Genomic DNA, 16,293 nt, shown 5'->3' on the forward strand with positions numbered 1-16,293 from the left:
CGGCACCGGCGTTCCTAGACCTCGCTGACCTCGTAGACGCAGCCGAGAGCAGGGAAATGGATCAGCGTCCGCAAAACCGGTTTGCCCGTCGCGGCGAGAACCGCATTCCGGTACGCCGCCATTTGGCCCAGGTACTTCTCGCGAACATGACCCGCGGGATCATTTCCCGGGTACGTCTTGTGGTCCACGAGGACGTATCCGTCGGGACCTTCCAGTAACAGATCGATCCAGCCTTCCATGACCTGATGGTCGGGCCTCCAGCCGATGGCGGCTTCCCGGTGCCGAACCCATTGCGCGAACTCACTGTCCAGATAGGCCTCGAACCTGTCCCCGGATGTGATCAGCAATGAGGGATCAACGGTTCCCTGTACCTCCCACCGTGCAACGATCCGCTCGGCCAGATCCTGCCGTTCGGTCGGACTGAGTACCGAGAACTGCGTTCCCAGATAGGCATGGACTGCGCTGCCCACCGCCCCCCAGTCTTCGGAACCCTGCTCGGCAAGCCGTGAACCGAGCTCGGCCACAGCAGTGACGGCGGCATCGTGTCCGGAGGAGTCCAAGGACGATGCCGCGAAACGGGCTGGCAACGCCGCAACACCAGAGGGGACAGATAGTGCGTCAGCAAACCTCGGAGTCCACTCCGCAGCTGTCTTGACGGCATCCAAAGGCTCGAGTTCTTCCACAATCGCGTGGAAGCCTTCACCATCGGCTATCTGGATGACACCCTCGGTGCTGTCCTCCTCGTCTTTCGACCACGACACCAGTGCCCCAACACCCAAATCATTCAGCAGCTCCGGCCCGCTGTTCTTTGCGGTCAGCACAGTGGTCTCCACTGCCCGGGTCATGCCAACGTACATGAGCCGTGACATGTTGCGGCGGTCGCGTTCCTGTGCCCGCTCCGCCACCTCACTGTTCTTGCCCTTCGCGTCCAGCGGGGAACCGCCGTAAGGGAAGGGGCTCGGCCAGAAACGGATCCACCGGCCAGCCAGCGGCTGTGCCAGGTCGAAGCTCCCCTCCTGCTCCAATGCAGCCCCGAACGCAGCGAGCCTCAGGTCCTTGTCCAGCCCCTCCATAACCACTACGGGCCATTCGAGCCCTTTGGCCTTGTGGTACGTGAGGACGTTGACGACGTCGTCCCCGGCATTCTCAGCCGATTGCTGTTCCTCTCTGCCGAAGAATACGAGGAAGCCGCGCAGGGTCGCGGGTGAGCGGAGCGCCAGGCAACGCTCGTAATAAGTGTGGATCGCACCCCGGGCGGCGTCGAGATTCCTGAACCGCGTGGCCGGCGAAGACCAGCTGGCGATGAGCCGGGGCAGGCCAAGTACACCGGTCACGGCCTCGAAGACCTCGGTGGGGGTAGCCAGGGCCGCGCGTTCACGGAGGCCATCGAGTGCGGTCACCAACGGGTCGGCATTCCACGACTGGAATACGACGGCGGCATCCGGGGCTTCGAGGAGCTGCTGCTGCCATGTTGCGTGGGCCGAGTGGCCGGGATGCAGCGCCACGAGCTCGGTCAACGCCACCGTGTCATAGCCGTCAGCGATGAAGGCCATGCCTGCCCGCGCGAGCTGCACCTCCCGCGCGTCAGACAGCTTACGGGGGTTGCGGCTGGCACGGATTCCCAACGCGTCAAGTGCCGCGGAAAGGGATTCCACATCCGCGTTGGACCTGGCCAGGATGGCCACATCACCGGCCCGCAGCTCCGTCCGCCGTCCCAGCAGGGACGCTACGCCAGCAGCCGTTGCTTTGAGCCGTTCGGCGTCATTGGACTGGCGCCGGGTCCAGGCCTCAAGCGTGCCCGGGGACCAATCCGCGTGTGCGCCGGGGAGCTCCAGATGGACAGTTTCAGGTGGCATGCCGTGCCGCTCGAACACCGGCTCGAACACGGCGTTGCTCAGATCCACCACGGCTTGGTGGGAGCGCCAGGTTTCGGATAGCTGCTCCCGGCGGCTGACCTGGGCAACCACGGCTTCCATGAGCTTCGGGTCTGTGCCCCGGAACTCGTAGATGGCTTGCTTGGGGTCACCCACCCAGACGGCGTCCTCCACGAGTTGGCTGAGCTGCAGGAAGAGTTCCAGCTGGAGGGGGCTGGTGTCCTGGAACTCGTCGACAACAAGGAAACGGACACGCCCGGGGAACGACCGCCGGAACGCCTCGTTGTCGCGCGCCAGCTGCAGGACCAGAGTCTCCTGGTCCACAAAATCCATCAGGCCATGGAGCCGCTTGAATTCTGAGTAGGCATCGACGCAATCCGCGGCGCACGCAAAGATGCGACGGATGTACTGTTCAAGGTCGTAGTGGAAAGCAGGGTTGGAGAGCAGCCCTTCCTTGATAGCATCCATCGCGGAAGCGAAGAGTGCTTTGACGGCCGCGGGAGCCGCGGATCCGACGACGCCGCGCCACTCCTCCCAAGTGATGCTTTCGATGTCGCCCATCGACGCTACCTTGTGCAGGATCTTTGGAACGTTTTCCATAAAGGCGGCGGTAGTGACGGTCACAGCTTTCCCGGCCGGCGTCTTGCCGTCCCGCGTGGTGGCTTCAAGGTCGGGCACGCCAGCGCGCAGGTCCCTCAGCCAGCTCGCCCGGTCGTCAGTGCCGGGCGCGTCGAGAAGCTCGCGGAATCCAATCCAGGACCGCTCCGCGCAGGCGGCAAGCTCCTCCGCATCCAGCAGGTTGGTCCGGGCGGCGTCTACAACGGCCCGGACCATTTCCTGCCAGGTTTTAGCATCCCGTGCGCCGGCGTCGTCCGTGCCCATACGGTGTGCGATGGGGAGAATTGCCGGAGCATGCTCGGCCAGGATTTCATCGGTAGCGAGGTTGAAGATGCTGGCAAGCTGTTCCTCCCCGATCACCTGAAGGGCAGGGGACAGCCCCGCGTCAATCGCATGTTCCTGGAGCAACTGCCCGCAGACACTGTTCACGGTCCCGATGAGGCTCGCCGGGAGCTGCTGGGAGGCGAGCCGAAGGGCAGTGGCAGCATCGGCGTCGTCCGTCACCTCAGCCTGTTCCAGGAGCCTGGCGGCGATGCGCTCGCGCAGCTCGGCCGCCGCCTTCTTGGTGAAAGTGGTGGCCATGATGGCCCCAGCAGGCAGGCCTGCCGCGATTTGATCCACGATCTTGCCCGTCAGGGTGTAGGTCTTCCCGGTGCCGGCGCTGGCCGAGACCATGGTGACGTTGTCCAACATGTTCACGAGTAGTCCCCTTTGAGTCCACACAGAGTTCCAAAATCGCAGTACCGACAGTTCGGTTTCCTGTGCAGCCGCTCGTTCTCAGCCGCCAGAGCGGCAGCGGTGGGCTCACCTTCGGCCAGCGCGTTCTCGGCTGGCTGCGTGGCAGTGATCCGTCCGGCGAGTACTTCCTCAACGGTGAATTCCACGGCACGCACGGGGCGGCGCCACAGCTCCGGCGTGTCCTGCACGGGTTGCAGGGCAGCGCCGAACTCCGGATGGGCGGACGCGAATGTTCCCTGTTTGAGAAGGAAATATGCGGCCGGAAAGTCTGGCGGCACGTCCGTGTCGTTGAGAGCCCATTGGTACAGCGCAAGCTGGAGTGCTTCACCCCGCTGGACGTCTTCGCGGAGATACTTCTCGGTGTTGCTCCACTTGAGGTCGACGACGGCGGTCCGGCCTTGGGCATCGATGCCCACCGCGTCGGCGCGGCCCGCTACGGAAACGGTGAGCTGAGATCCGCCCACTGTGAGAGTCAGGTCTTTGCTGAACTCCTTCTCCATCTCCTGCAGCACCACCCCGCCGCGCTGTAATTGCTGGAAGAACGTCATGACAGTGGCTTCGATGGTGGCGCGGACACCGGCAAGCCGGTGCAGCTGGCCGGGCAGGAGCAGCTCCGATGCCAGCTGGGGCAGGAGACGTCCGACGACGGCGCTCACCTCGGCTGCTTCCGGAACCGAGCGGTGCAGCGGCTGGAGTTCGCCGTGCAGGACCTCGACGACCTTGTGGGCAAGGATGCCAAGCATCTGGTTGCCGGCGGGCACTCCGGCGGCGTCGGGCACCCTGAGGTGAGCCTTGTGTTTGAGCGCCCAGGCGAATGAACAGCCGAGCAGCGTGGACAGCTGGGAGTAGGAGATGCGTTTCGGAACGAGCGCGGGGTTCGGAGCTACCTCGTGGAGGGGAACTGGTGCCGTGGGCCGTTGCTGGGGAACAGGGGCTAGCTGTGCCTGACGGCCTGCCAATGACCAGCGGCCCACGTCGTCGGTCAGCTGTTCGGGCCCAACAGTCATAGCGGCCAGTCGGGCCGCCACGGACACCGCCTGCCCGCTCGGCTGGGCGTCCACGAGTGCCTCCAAGAGGGGGTTTCCCGCCACGCGTTCTCCATTGCGCTGCTGGATCTGGACGAGAACGAGGTTTCTTGTCCGGGTTGAAGCGGCGAGCGTCTGGGTGACCTCGAGAGCGCTCAGTTCCTCGGGTGCCGGCAGCAGCACACCCGCATGGGCGAGGGCAGCAACGTCGTGGGCGTCCCAACGGCGGTTGTGCTGCGCGCTGGCGCCCTGGAATCCCCACCAGAGAACCTGGTCGGCTTCATCGGTCAGCTCGGCCAGATGGCCGAGCCGCAGCCACGGTGAGGCTTCCGCTGAGACTAAGGACCCTGAGGAGGGAGTGATCACGGCGGCGATGATCCGGCGCAGGTCCCTACGGGACACACGAGGTAGGGGCTTAATCAGGGCAAGGATCCGCTGCAGATGCGACGCCGTGGCCTTGGCGGTTTCGTCGATGGCTGCGCGGGCATGCAGCCGGGCTGCCAGCCAGTCCGCCCTTTCGGCCAGCTGGATGCCGTTGACATCACTTTCTTCAATGAGGAGGCCCGTGTTGAAGACGTCGTCCAACATGCGTGCAACGTCCGGGCCGAGGTGTTCGTCGCCTTCAATGTCGGCGATTGCCGCAATCCAGGCGTCTCCTCCGATTCCGGGCTCCGCCTTGAGCGCGCCCAGAAGGTGCCGCGCGGCGCCCCGGCGGACCGGTGAACCGGGAAGGCTGAGCAGTTCGGCCAGGAGATGCACGTTCACCGGTGACCAGATGACTTCGAAAAACAGCGGAATCAGCTGGTCCCGCGGCCGCCACACCGAAGGCGCACCGACGCCGAGCGTAGGCAGGCCGTGGCCGGAGAGGTAGCTGTCCAGAAGTGCGCTGCTGTCGGAACAAACGACGGCGGTGCTGGCGTTGTCGCCCGAAGCCAGCCACCTGGCGGCTGCTTCAGCAGCGTCCCATTCTGTTTCAGCTGTCAGGATGGTAAGCGTGGGTTGCGTGGCGGCTGAGTAGGCTTCGTTGATATGGACGCCGCGTGCGCGGAGCTTCCCGATAATTACCTGCCAAACTTGCGGAAAACTATGCTCCGGGTGCTGAAGGATGAGCTCGTCGATGCCAAGCGGCAGCGGCGAGTCAAGGGCAGTCAACAGCTCTGCGATGTCATCGGCCAGCGATGGCGAGAGCCGTCCGGGCGCATCTTCCGCTGCCGAGAGTGTCTGTAGCAATGGGGACGGCGCTTCTGAGCCTGGCCCCTGGGCGGGGAGTAGACCGCCCCAGCCATTAGAGACGGCGTCATCCCGGGCGGCGAGCAATTCCTGGGCGGTGGACCACGGGTCAACCTGGAAGGACTCATGGAACCACGCATCGGGGGTATCGATGGTTTGAAGACGCTCCAAGTACTGACTGACACGTTCGGCATGGCCGGTATCCGGGCGGGTGATGCCCAGTCGTGTCTGCAGCAGGGCGGTGAAGTTCTTCCGGCCCACCCTGATCCGGTTGAGCCCCGGACGGGTGTACGCCCATGGTGCCCGGTCCAGATGCCACCCAAACTCGATCTTCATTTTTCCCCCATGCTTTGACTGATGCTCGGTTCTATCACGCTTGCGACAGCGTCCGGCAACTCTGTCTCACTGTCTGCGGCTTCAGATCCAGAAATTATGGCCTGAACCGATCGCTTTTTGGCGTCCGGGTCATAATTTGTGAAGTAGAAGCTCCTGAGGACACCGGAGACAGAGTCCTCCTTGAGCTTGTCCATCGTCTTTCTTTCGATCTGCCGGATGCGTTCCCGTGTCACGCCATACACCCTGCCGATTTCGTCCAGTGTCTTGTTCTCACCGTCAGTGAGTCCAAAGCGCATTGCGATGACGGCGGCCTCGCGCTCCGTGAACCCGTCGAGCATCATGTGGATTCGCGCCGTCAGCTGTTCGCTGGCTATGTACTCGACAACATCGATGTCGGTTGGGTCCACCAATTGCTCACCGAGTGTCTCCAAACCGCCCCTGCCGTCCGGAACCAGGTAGTCCAGTGAACACACGGGTCTGTCCAGGGAAAGGAGTTGCTCGACTTTTTCGGCAGAGTTGTCCGTGAGCCTTCCAAGCTCTTCGAGGCTGTACACAAGACCGTTCTTCGCGGCCTCTCGCTGGACAGACAGTACTTTGTGGATCTGCTCCACCATGTGGACTGGGAGCCGGATAGTCCGAGCTTGGTCCGCCAAAGCACGCGTGACTGCCTGCCGGATCCACCACGTCGCATAGGTGGAAAACTTGAATCCCAACGTGTAGTCGAACTTGCAGACTGCTCGGTGAAGGCCCATATTGCCCTCCTGGATCACATCCAGGAAATCCATGCCCTGATTGGTGTACTTCTTGGCGATGGACACGACCAGCCGGAGGTTTGATTCCAGCAAGGTGCCAGCGGCGCGCTCGCCCAGCAGGGCAATCGCTCGGAGCTCCCGCACCTCCTTGCGTCCGCGGGAAGTACCGTCCGCCAGGAGGTGCGAGGCGAATAGTCCGGCCTCGATCTCCTGGGCGAGCTCCACTTCCTGCTCAGCACTCAGCAACTCAGCGCGCCCCGCCCGGCGGAGGTAATCGGAGACTGCGTCGTCGCTGAATCCTTCCACGCCGGCAAGTTCCTCCGGCCACTCCGGATCTTCGAGGTCGAAGCCCACGGGGGCCGGATCATCCACGGGAGGTTCAATGACGGGGTCAATCAACCGGGGTTCCGGAACGGTAGGTTCCTCAGGCTCAGGCTGACGCAGGAAGTCCTGCAGACGGTCGAGGTCCGTCTTGATGTCGAAGAACTCAACGTTTCGCGCGAAGGGCAGCACCTGCCCGAGGAATTCCTCGCCCTGAACATCCGGGTCCTCGACGGTGCCGTTGGAATAGAGGACAACGAGGCGGCCCACCCGCCCGTCGGCCTTTTTCCGGATCACACGGCCGAGCCGCTGCACCATTTGGCGCTGGCTACGGTTGGCAGCGACGATGATCCCGAGGTCCGCTTCCGGAACGTCGATGCCTTCGTCCAATAGGCGGGGCGCGGCCAGGATCTGGCTGACGCCGCTGCGGAAGTCGTCCATGCCCTGCCGCCGGTCCTCCCTTGCCATTCCGCTGAACAGCGCCGAAGCCTTAGACCCCATCGCGGTGTACAGCTGTTGGGCCCGCCGCGCCGACTCCTGGGTCTGCGTGAAGACCAAGGTGCCGTGCGACTGGTCAACCGTTTCCTTCAGAGCCGCGAGGGCGTGATACTTCGTCTTTGCCTCGGCCAGCAGAGTGAGCCGGGAAGCCATGGCACGCATGTACTTTCGGGCCACCGTCGCCTCCCTGCTGGGCGAGTCCGACGCCGCCAGCGCGGCCACAGCCGCGATGAACTGATGGAACGGCCGCCGCAGGATTCCTGCATAGGACTCCAGATTGCGCGCGGCCTCGGACATGACGCTGGAAAATTCGTCGTAGTTGACCTGTTCAGACGGAGTGAGGTCAACGCCCACAAGGCCGATGTCGAACGGCGCAATGACCTCGTCGTTCAGTGCGCGGTCGTACCAGAGCTTGTAGATGACGCCGCCGAAGTAAGGCGTCAGAAGGTTCTCGTGCTCTCCGTCGGACCTTTCGTACGTCGCTGTCAGGCCGAGGCGCCAGGCGTACCCTTCCTGGAGGGCGCCGGCGAACATAGGGGCGGCGTAGCGGTGGCACTCATCGGCGATGATCAGTCCGGCCTTGTGGGTACGCAACGTCTCGCGGTTAGAGGCCGAATGAACGATGGCCACGAGGATGTCAACGTAATCGAGGGAATCGGACCGGCCGTCTCCAAGAGCGCCGCGCCGGGCAGTAGGCAGGTCCCGCCGCAGCGAGGCCAGCCACTGGCGCTGGAGCTCGGCAGTTGGTACCAAGATGAGGACTTTGATGCCCTGCCGGACTGCCTCGAAAGCGGCAGCTATGCCAACGCGGGTCTTACCGGAACCGGTGACGGCCTCTACGACGCCGCGACGGCCGTTGGAGTGCCAGGCCTTCAAGGCTTCCTGCTGCCAGCCGTACAGGAAGGCGTAGTCGTAGGAAGCAGGAACCGCCGCGGGCGGAACCGGTGCGGGCACCCGCGGAAGCGTTGCAACCGGGTGCGGACCGACGTCGACCAGTTCTGGCATTTTCATCCCCCATTGGACGGTTACGAATCTAGTGACTGAAGGTTATGCGGTGGGTCTGACAATGAAGCGGGCGGCCGTTCCTAGCCGTCCTGAGGCACCGGCTTCCACGCCTGCGCACGCCCCAACACAGACCTCAGCTCCCGTCCGCCTGATTCCTCCAGCAACCCGGAATCACCGACCACTACGAGCAGGCTTCTGGCCCGGGACAGCCCTACGTAGAGCTGCTCGGCTGCCCGCTCCATGTCCTTGAAGCCGTTCACACACAGCACCACTACGGACCGTTCCAGCCCCTTGAAGCCCAGTACGTGGCCGTAAAATTCGCCCCAGCCGGCGTGGAATTCGTGCCAGTAGTCTTCGGTGGCGCCGCGCTCGAAGAAGTCGAGGTGGACGGGGTGCCGCTCTTTGGTGGTCAGGAGTGCGATCTGGTTGTTGGCCCAGCCCTCGCCGATGAGCGCGTCGACGCATTCGTCGGCGACGCCCAGCGCGTCCTCGGCCGAGCATTCCACCCGTCTTACGGGGAGGCCCGTGCTGCCTCGCGGCGTGAAGTGGTCCCCGGCGAAGGGTTTGAGCGTTTCGGCGATCTTGCGGGTGTTCCGGAGGTTGTCATCGATGTGGATGGGCACGAAGGTGGCCGTGGGCCCGGTGGCAAGGTCCGCCGTCGCGCCTCCCCACCTGCGGTAGACATCCTGCCGGTCGTCCATGAAGGCGTACACCTCACTGGTGGCGGGATCCTTGGTGCAGGCGAGCAGCGCGTCCCACCAGAGCGGGGCGAAGTCCTGGGCCTCGTCGACCACGACAGCATCCAGTCGGTCAGCGGGGTCCATCGTTGCTGCCAGTTCCTTGAGCCGGCGGGGCATTTCCACATCGAAGTAGTCCTGGCCGGAGCCGTCCGGAACCCCCAGTCCACGCACGTATTCGTGGAACTCGCCGGTGAACACGGGCCTGGCCTGGCGCCAACGAGACACGCGGTCCTGCAGGTACTGCCCGAGGCCCTTGTTGTAGCAGAAAAGGCCCACCCGCTTGCCCTGTTTGCTGAGCAGCTTGGCTTTTTCGACGGCGAGCCAGGTCTTCCCGCTTCCCGCGCCGCCCGTAAAGCGGATCCGGGGGAGTGAGCGGGTTGCCTGGAGCAGCACGGATTGGCGCTCGGTGAGGTGGTCCTGCGCGTCTTCATCCTCTTGGAATGTGGTGGAAGGTACGACGGCGGGATCCAGGTTTCCGCTGAGCTTGCGGACGATGCGGTCTACGAAAGCCGTGGCAAGTGGGGAGGCGCCGCCTCCTTCGTTTTCTATCGCCCGGCGGACGAGCTCGGCGGGCGACTTGCTGTCGGCCTGGTCGAGGAAGAGCGTGCGCGGACAGCCGGCCATGGCCCAGTCGCGCGGCACGTCGGTGTAGGGCAGGCTGACCATGTAGACGCTGCGGCTGCTCACGCGGGAACCGAGCTCGTTTTCGAGCCAGTTCTTGAGCGAATGCAGCGAGCCTTGGGACTGGGCTACCGGGCTCTGGATCTTGCGCCTGGTGTTCCGGTCGGATTGGTACCACTGCCCGTCGGCGATGCTGACGTGCCCGCCTTTGACCTCGATGGCGGCCATGCCCACGCCGGGCCAGAGGACCAGCAGGTCGATCTCGCACTCGCTACGGCCGTCGCGGATTTGGACGGAGTGGGCCAGGACGCACTCGTCAGGGAGGGTGTTCTTCAGGGCGGTCCAGACGGTCTTTTCCGCCAGCTGACCCTCGCCGAACTCCGGTTCCTCCGGTATGCACTTCATTATGGCCCCCAACTCATGAACCGGCTGTCCGGTTTTCGCTGTTCCCACGTTAGCCCGGCGCAGCCTGCTCACCGTAGCCGAGGCGATCCCTTACGGGCAGACCGGAGCTGCAGGGGCATGACGGCTCGCCAGGTTTGTCTAGGCTTGTGTTTCGTCGTGGACTGTCACTATGGATAGTTCGATGACGCCGTCAGCGCACTTCCAATAGTGGAGGCGCCGGGCCGCCGGGACGTTCTGTTCGATGGAGAGTCTCCAACAGAAGTCCTGGCCGTTCTTGCGGCTGACGGGGTCGGATCCTCCAGACATATTAGTGCGCAACTGGTGAGCTTCTCGGGCGCTGAGCTTCGCTGGATCATTTACGAGGAGGTCAACGATGGCCTTGAAGGCCTTCTTCTGCTTCTCCGGGGGCTGCTCCTGCAGGCTCCCCAGGAAGTCTTCTCCTATCCGGTATTGGCCCAGCGTCAACCGGCGCTTTTCGGAAGCCGGTATCTGCAAGGCCCATGTGTGGTTGAGCAGGAAGCGAAAGTTCTCTTCCATGTCCAGGAAGGCACGTTCCGGGGTTGCCTCCTCCTTGCGGACACCTCGCAACTTCTTCCTCAAGTCGGAGAGCTGCTTGTTTGCGGCGGCCAGGTGACGGCGAAGACGATCGGCTTCCTGCTGCAGACCGGAAAGCTCGGCGGCCTGCTGACGGCCCAGCATGACGTCCGCATCCAGCTCAGCGGCGTGCATCAGGTGCTGATGGTTCGTCGACCTCAGCCCGGTGAGCTCCAGCTCGAGCTGCTGCCGTCTGGCCCTTTCGGCAGCCAGCGCGAGTTCCACGGATTTCAGTGCTGTGGCCCTAGAAACCGAACTCGGGCCCTGCGCCCCGTCGGCCGGCGGGATCAGCCGGGCCTGCGGGGCTTCGGAGGCCTTCTGCAGAAGATCGCGGCCGGGAACCAGCCAGGGCCCTCCTCCCGGAACGAGCTCAGGGGCGCTTAAAACGGGTTCGGAGTCGTCGACGTCGATCATCGACAGCCTTATCCGACCGCTGCTTCGATGGAGCCTGACTGTGACAACTTCACCCTCCGTCAGGAGGTCCGCAACTGAATCCAGCTCATTGGAGGAGATGCTGTTGAGAGTCTCCGTGTGGGAGTGTCCGGGAACCAAGGCCAGATCTGCCGAGTCTGTCCCCACTGACCGGACAAGCGCAGGCACCAAATCGCCGTCAGCGCGGCCTTCGCCCGGGGCAGGTGGCTCAATGGCGGCGATCGAAAAAATCCGTTTGCCGGTGTCGAAATTACCCGAAACGGTCATGCCCTCGCACAGGATCCAATGCAGCGGGACGCCGAGCCCGGTGGACTCCTCGGGCAGGAATACTTGCAACCCGCTGCTGAGCTCCACGACAGCCCGGGAACCGTCGCGGGCAATGCTCTTGACCAGTCCGGTCTCAGCGGAGCTTCCTTTGCTGGCCGCACTGGCTGTTTTCCAGCCGCCTGAAAATGCGAGGTCCTCGGCATCGCTGATAATTTTCGCGGTGACAGGCCCGATGTCTGCCCGGCTCCGCACAAGCCGAAGAGGGCTGCTGTACGGATCCTGGGTCCATTTCATGCCGGGTGGATAAACCCTGGCGGCGCTGCCGAAAATGTGGGTGTCAATGGGGAGGAGGCCCTCAAGTTCGTAGGTCGCTGGCCCGTTCATGATAACCACGACGTCGGCAATCCCCTTCAGTTCCAACGCGATGCTTTCGCTGTTCAGCCGGGGAGATTCCTCATCGGAGAACCGGGAGATCACAACCACCGGACGCAGGCGGGAGCTGTCCAGCAGAAGGGCAGCCAAATCCTGTGGCACCGGATCCAGACTGGGACGCGTGGGAGGGACGGCACTTAACTGTTCGGGAGCAGGCGTGGGCTCAGAAGACTGGCGGTTGCGATGACGCTTTGGCATATCCTCCTCGCATTCCTCCCGGTTGATGTCGGCTTAATTCAAGGTAAGTGCAGGGAACGACATTATGGAGTCAGCGGGGATTCCTAATGCTCGTGGTTCCCTTTCGCTCGTCAACTCGCGCGGCGCAGATTCCGGACCACTCCGCCGGGCTCAAAGTCCAAGATAACGCCGCCATCTGGCCCTGGGCCTCCGGGAAAATCTCCACTGTGCCAGCGGACCTTCTGCGGATCACGGCAGAGCCTGCCATGCTTCAGAGCCTCGAGTAGCTGGTGCCCGGCCTCGAAAGGCGGGACACCCTGCTTGTGCCAGTTCGGGACTTCCTCGTCTGGCGCGGACCAGCCGTTTCCCACGAGGTAGTTGGTATCGATTGGCCACTCGACTGCGGGAAGGAACGCCTCCGATACGATCTCGCACCAAACGCCGTCCGCGCTCGGGTTTGCCTGGGCGTAGGGCCGCCGCGGCCCGTCAGCTTCGTCGCCGTAGTCGATGCTCACGAATGAGTTCCATGGCATATTGGCCAGCACTTCACTGACCAGTTCACCTGCCCGCGCCCAGCGTTCTTCGACGGCGTTCTCTTCCCTGAGGTGGCGGACCATTCCGGGGAACTCATCTTCAACTTCCGGCGGCATGACCGCCCCGATCACCGACTCCCACGCTCCGAAATGCCGGCGAATTGCGATAAGCGAGGGGCGATCGCGTCCGGCGGCCGTTTCGGCAATGACCCAGCTGTCAAAGCTCGCGACGTCTTTCGGGGATCCGAAATGGCTGTACGCAGTCAAGAATGCTTTGGACGCCTCCTGATAATCGGCCCGGTTGAATCGGGCCGGGGTGGATGGGAGCGTCAGGCCCACGGCCTCCAGCGCATCTGACCAGAATCCTCCGCCCAAGCCGTCGCGAAGGCCCGATGCCGGAACGAGCCACCCCGTCAATCCAGCGTTGCCCGGGTCGTGGGCCAATGCCGTGGCCGTATCGGTATAGGCCGAATAGGAAATTCCGGTTACATCCCCGATTTTGATCGCCTGGGCTGTGGTTTCCACGGTTGCAATAATCTCGGCTATCTGAGGTTCAGCAGAATGGAGAACCAGACTACGACGGAGCTCGTCGATGCCGGGCAGCGGGACCTTTCCGAGGGCAAACTTGTAATCGGGCTCAACACCGCGGTGCCGCCCGACGACATATAGCAAACTGAACCTGTCGGTGGGGCGTGGAAGAACGACCACTTCGGTGGCGACATGTATGTCCTTGAATGTCTCCGGGCTGCAGAGCAGTTCCACTGCGATTTCGAGGTCAATGGAGGCGCCGAGAGCGGCCAAGACCTTGGGAATATCTTTGCCTTCTATTCCGGCATCCAACAGTTGCCAGATACGCTCGTCATTTTGGTAAAGGACTTCGGCAGTCAGAGAGCACCGGTTCTGGAGAGCTTTGGATCGCTGATCCTCTCCCCGTTCTGCGATTCGGCTGCTGAGGACACCCATCACCTCCCAGCTGCTCATGTTCGCAGCATCGGCAATGGACCAGACGGGATCCCCGGCCAGGAAGCCATTGACAACCTGCGCAATCAACGCCTGTCCATCTGTGGCAGGTAACGGACCGAAACGTTGAGTCGTCATGATGAGATTCCCAACTCAGCATTTTGCAGGGTCTGGACCACTCCCCGAAGAGCATCGTTCAGGGTGACTCCGCGGGACGGACCCGGACCATCAGGAACGCGGCCGACGCTCCACCTCAGTTCAGTGGCTTCCAATGGGACGCGGCCGAATTGCAGTGGAATGAGGATTTTGTCAGCGGCTTCCGTTCGAGGCACGCCTGCCTTGAGCCAGTTGGTGTTTCCCGGGCCGGGAGCCGTCCAACCGTGATCGGAGAGCCAATTCGTGCTGAGACACCAACCATGGGGGGAATATCCCACATGGGAGACGATTTCGCATGTCACCCCGTTGGAGCCAAGCGTCGCCCGGGCGTACGGTGCGGCTATTCCAGCACCGGTGTCGCCGTACTGAATGTGCAAGAAGGAACCGGTAGGCATGGCTTCAATCAATTGGTCGAGAGCTTTACCGACAGCCCGCCATTCCTCGTATTGTTCAGCTTCCCATGCATTAAGCTCTTCCAACGTGCCCCAGCCGGAGTCGTAGTCAATGTACTGGGGCTCCACATGGACGGGCTTCGTTTCTTCCTGTTTATCTGACGGGAGAACAGTTTCTACGGCTGCTTCCCAGGTTCCGTAGTGGCGGATCATCTCGATGGCCGACGGCCGGTCGGCGCCCATGGCAGAGTCGGCAACGACCCAGCGATCGTAGGTGCCGATGTCCAATGGATAGTCGGCGCCGAGGCATTCCTCGCTGAAGTCATCGAGGGCCTGGAAATAGTCGTCCCGGCCAAAGCGTGATTCGGCCGCGGGCAGAGCCAGGCCTACGGTGGTCAGGGCGTCTTCCCAAAAACCCCGGCCGTAGCGGCGGCGCAGGATGCGCGCGGGAACGGGCCATGGATCGGCCTGGTCTCTAGTGATCATGCCCAGTTCGCGACTGATCCTCCGGGCGGTGTCCTCATAGGCGCCAAAGGCGAGGGTGGTGATCCTTCTCGTTCGGATGGCACGGGCGGTGGGCTCTATGACCGCCAGGATATCCGCAAGGCGTCGGTACGGCACGTCCGGGTGAAGCAGCTCCCTGAGCTCCGCCACAGCGTCGAGCGACATTTTACCGAGCGCAAGCTGGTGGTCGCGTTCGATCCCGTGGTGCGTTCCCGCCACGAAGAGCAGGCTCAGCTTGTCCGCGAGGCGGCGCGGTTCGGCGGGTATGTCCAATGGCCCGCTGGGAATGCCCAGCAATTCGATTGCCATCTCGGCGTCGATCTGGGAGCCGAGGGCCGTCAGGATGGTGGGGATGTCCGTTCGGGCAATGCCTGAGGCAGACAACCGATCGACCAATTGTTCTTCTGCCCGGAGCACGACGGCGGCGGCCACACTTCGCCGCCGGACCGACCGGAATCGCTCCAGCTCGTCAGACTGGTCGAGGATGGCTGCCATCGCCGTGCACAGGGCGGAAATGTCGGAGCCGTGCGTAGCGGCCATGGCCCGTAGCGGATCACCGTTCCGGTAAGCAGCCTGCTTCGCCGCCGCCGACTCATCAGGCATGTCCAGGAACGCCCAGATATCGGCGACAGGCCCGTCCTCTGTTTCCCCCATAGTCGCCGCCTACTCCTGCACCGAACGGACGGCATCCGTCCACGTGCCATAGATGTTTCGCACCGACGCCCCGGAGGGCCTTGACCGGCCAGCGGCAACTTCCTGCTTCACCCACTCGTCATAAGCTGCATACGTCGCATTCGTTTCGGCAGCTGAGGCGAAGAAGCAGAAGTCGCTCACAGCGTCGTCGTAGTCTTCGCGGGTGAATTTCAGCAGGCCTTTGGGGCGGCCTTGGGTTATGGTGCCGACACCCATGGCCTCCAAGGCCTCGTTCCAGCCACCGAAGCGCTTCATGACAGTTTGCCGGGTTGGAGGCCAAGGGAACGCGCCCTGCCTGGACACCAGACCCAGAGCCACGACAAGTTCCTCGCGGAGCTCTTGGTAGCGCTTGCCGGTGATGCTGGCTGAGGGGTTGCCAGTGAGGTGCTTCTGTGCCGCACCGATGACACCGAGAATGGTGGCCACGTCGTCGACGGTTGCTTCCGCGGACCCGAGAGCTGCCCTCAGCTCGCTCATCAACGAAAGGTCCAGGTTGACTACGGCCCACGCAGGGTCCGGGGCCAACCGGAGTTCGGCGCCAAGCAGATACCAGACGCCTGCGGCAACTGCTTCCTTCGAGAAGATGTCGTCGATCTGGCTCTTGTCGAACACGATGCTGGACTCCCGCAGTGCCTCCTCGGCCAGGTCGACGTCGATCGCCGGGTAGAGTGCCTGCAGCTTCAGTACGGCGTCCGGCCGGGTCACGCCACGCTTGGCCATTTGGCGGGCGAGATCCCCGTACTCAGCCAGGAAGGCTTCATGGGCCGCCGCCGTGGCCGCTTCCCGTGCTGCAATCCGGTTCTTGCGGGATTCCTCGGCGTTAGTTCCGCCCACTTTGGCGATGATCTGCCGGACGCGCTCGCGAGTGATGCCGAAGCTCTGCCCGATGGCCTCGAGCGTCTCGCCGTCGGAGTAGCGCTCCACCATTGCGGCGTCGCGCTGGTCCCGACTGAGTTCAGGAGTTGTTGTCATGGTCATATTCCTATCAGC

At 63.3% G+C, this 16,293-nt stretch carries 8 protein-coding genes; all 8 read right to left on the bottom strand.

All coding sequences use genetic code 11. The annotated features are described in order from the left end of the window. Window positions 1-14 precede the first annotated feature (14 nt). The 8 genes from ACQCSW_RS05730 to ACQCSW_RS05765 all read right to left on the bottom strand — a co-directional run bounded on the left by ACQCSW_RS05730 (window position 15) and on the right by ACQCSW_RS05765 (window position 16,275). Window positions 15-3,185: a UvrD-helicase domain-containing protein gene (locus ACQCSW_RS05730; RefSeq protein ID WP_426990628.1), complete on the bottom strand. Its 3,171-nt coding sequence runs from the start codon at window positions 3,183-3,185 to the stop codon at window positions 15-17. Window positions 3,186-3,187: 2 nt separating this feature from the next. Continuing rightward, window positions 3,188-5,821: a PD-(D/E)XK nuclease family protein gene (locus tag ACQCSW_RS05735; protein WP_426989885.1), complete on the bottom strand. Its 2,634-nt coding sequence runs from the start codon at window positions 5,819-5,821 to the stop codon at window positions 3,188-3,190. Then, window positions 5,818-8,397, bottom strand: a complete 2,580-nt coding sequence (locus ACQCSW_RS05740; RefSeq protein WP_426989887.1) for a sigma-70 family RNA polymerase sigma factor — start codon at window positions 8,395-8,397, stop codon at window positions 5,818-5,820. Before ACQCSW_RS05740 ends, ACQCSW_RS05735 begins: the two co-directional genes overlap by 4 nt. A gap of 80 nt (window positions 8,398-8,477) precedes the next feature. Then, window positions 8,478-10,163, bottom strand: coding sequence for an NERD domain-containing protein (locus ACQCSW_RS05745; protein WP_426989889.1), 1,686 nt, complete (start codon window positions 10,161-10,163; stop codon window positions 8,478-8,480). A gap of 138 nt (window positions 10,164-10,301) precedes the next feature. After that, a complete protein-coding gene (locus tag ACQCSW_RS05750) occupies window positions 10,302-11,990 on the bottom strand; it encodes a hypothetical protein (RefSeq protein ID WP_426989890.1) in 1,689 nt (562 codons plus the stop codon). Window positions 11,991-12,196: 206 nt separating this feature from the next. Then, entirely contained in the window at window positions 12,197-13,696 is a 1,500-nt protein-coding gene (locus tag ACQCSW_RS05755) for a TY-Chap domain-containing protein (protein ID WP_426989891.1), read from the bottom strand. Beyond that, window positions 13,693-15,264 carry a TY-Chap domain-containing protein gene (locus tag ACQCSW_RS05760; protein WP_426989892.1) on the bottom strand — a complete coding sequence of 524 codons (1,572 nt, stop codon included), beginning with the start codon at window positions 15,262-15,264 and terminating at the stop codon, window positions 13,693-13,695. Before ACQCSW_RS05760 ends, ACQCSW_RS05755 begins: the two co-directional genes overlap by 4 nt. 9 nt (window positions 15,265-15,273) lie before the next feature. After that, window positions 15,274-16,275 (bottom strand): sigma factor-like helix-turn-helix DNA-binding protein, encoded by a 1,002-nt coding sequence (locus ACQCSW_RS05765; RefSeq protein ID WP_426989893.1) that lies wholly within the window; start codon window positions 16,273-16,275, stop codon window positions 15,274-15,276. Window positions 16,276-16,293 lie beyond the last annotated feature (18 nt).

It is taken from the genome of Pseudarthrobacter sp. Y6 (assembly GCF_050156205.1).
Taxonomy (GTDB): Bacteria; Actinomycetota; Actinomycetes; order Actinomycetales; family Micrococcaceae; genus Arthrobacter.

Bases quoted from the DNA above. Each gene is read 5' to 3' on its own strand.
- ACQCSW_RS05730 (WP_426990628.1), bottom strand. From the start codon at position 3,185: ATGTTGGACAACGTCACCATGGTCTCGGCCAGCGCCGGCACCGGGAAG.
- ACQCSW_RS05735 (WP_426989885.1), bottom strand. From the start codon at position 5,821: ATGAAGATCGAGTTTGGGTGGCATCTGGACCGGGCACCATGGGCGTAC.
- ACQCSW_RS05740 (WP_426989887.1), bottom strand. From the start codon at position 8,397: ATGCCAGAACTGGTCGACGTCGGTCCGCACCCGGTTGCAACGCTTCCG.
- ACQCSW_RS05745 (WP_426989889.1), bottom strand. From the start codon at position 10,163: ATGAAGTGCATACCGGAGGAACCGGAGTTCGGCGAGGGTCAGCTGGCG.
- ACQCSW_RS05755 (WP_426989891.1), bottom strand. From the start codon at position 13,696: ATGACGACTCAACGTTTCGGTCCGTTACCTGCCACAGATGGACAGGCG.
- ACQCSW_RS05760 (WP_426989892.1), bottom strand. From the start codon at position 15,264: ATGGGGGAAACAGAGGACGGGCCTGTCGCCGATATCTGGGCGTTCCTG.
- ACQCSW_RS05765 (WP_426989893.1), bottom strand. From the start codon at position 16,275: ATGACAACAACTCCTGAACTCAGTCGGGACCAGCGCGACGCCGCAATG.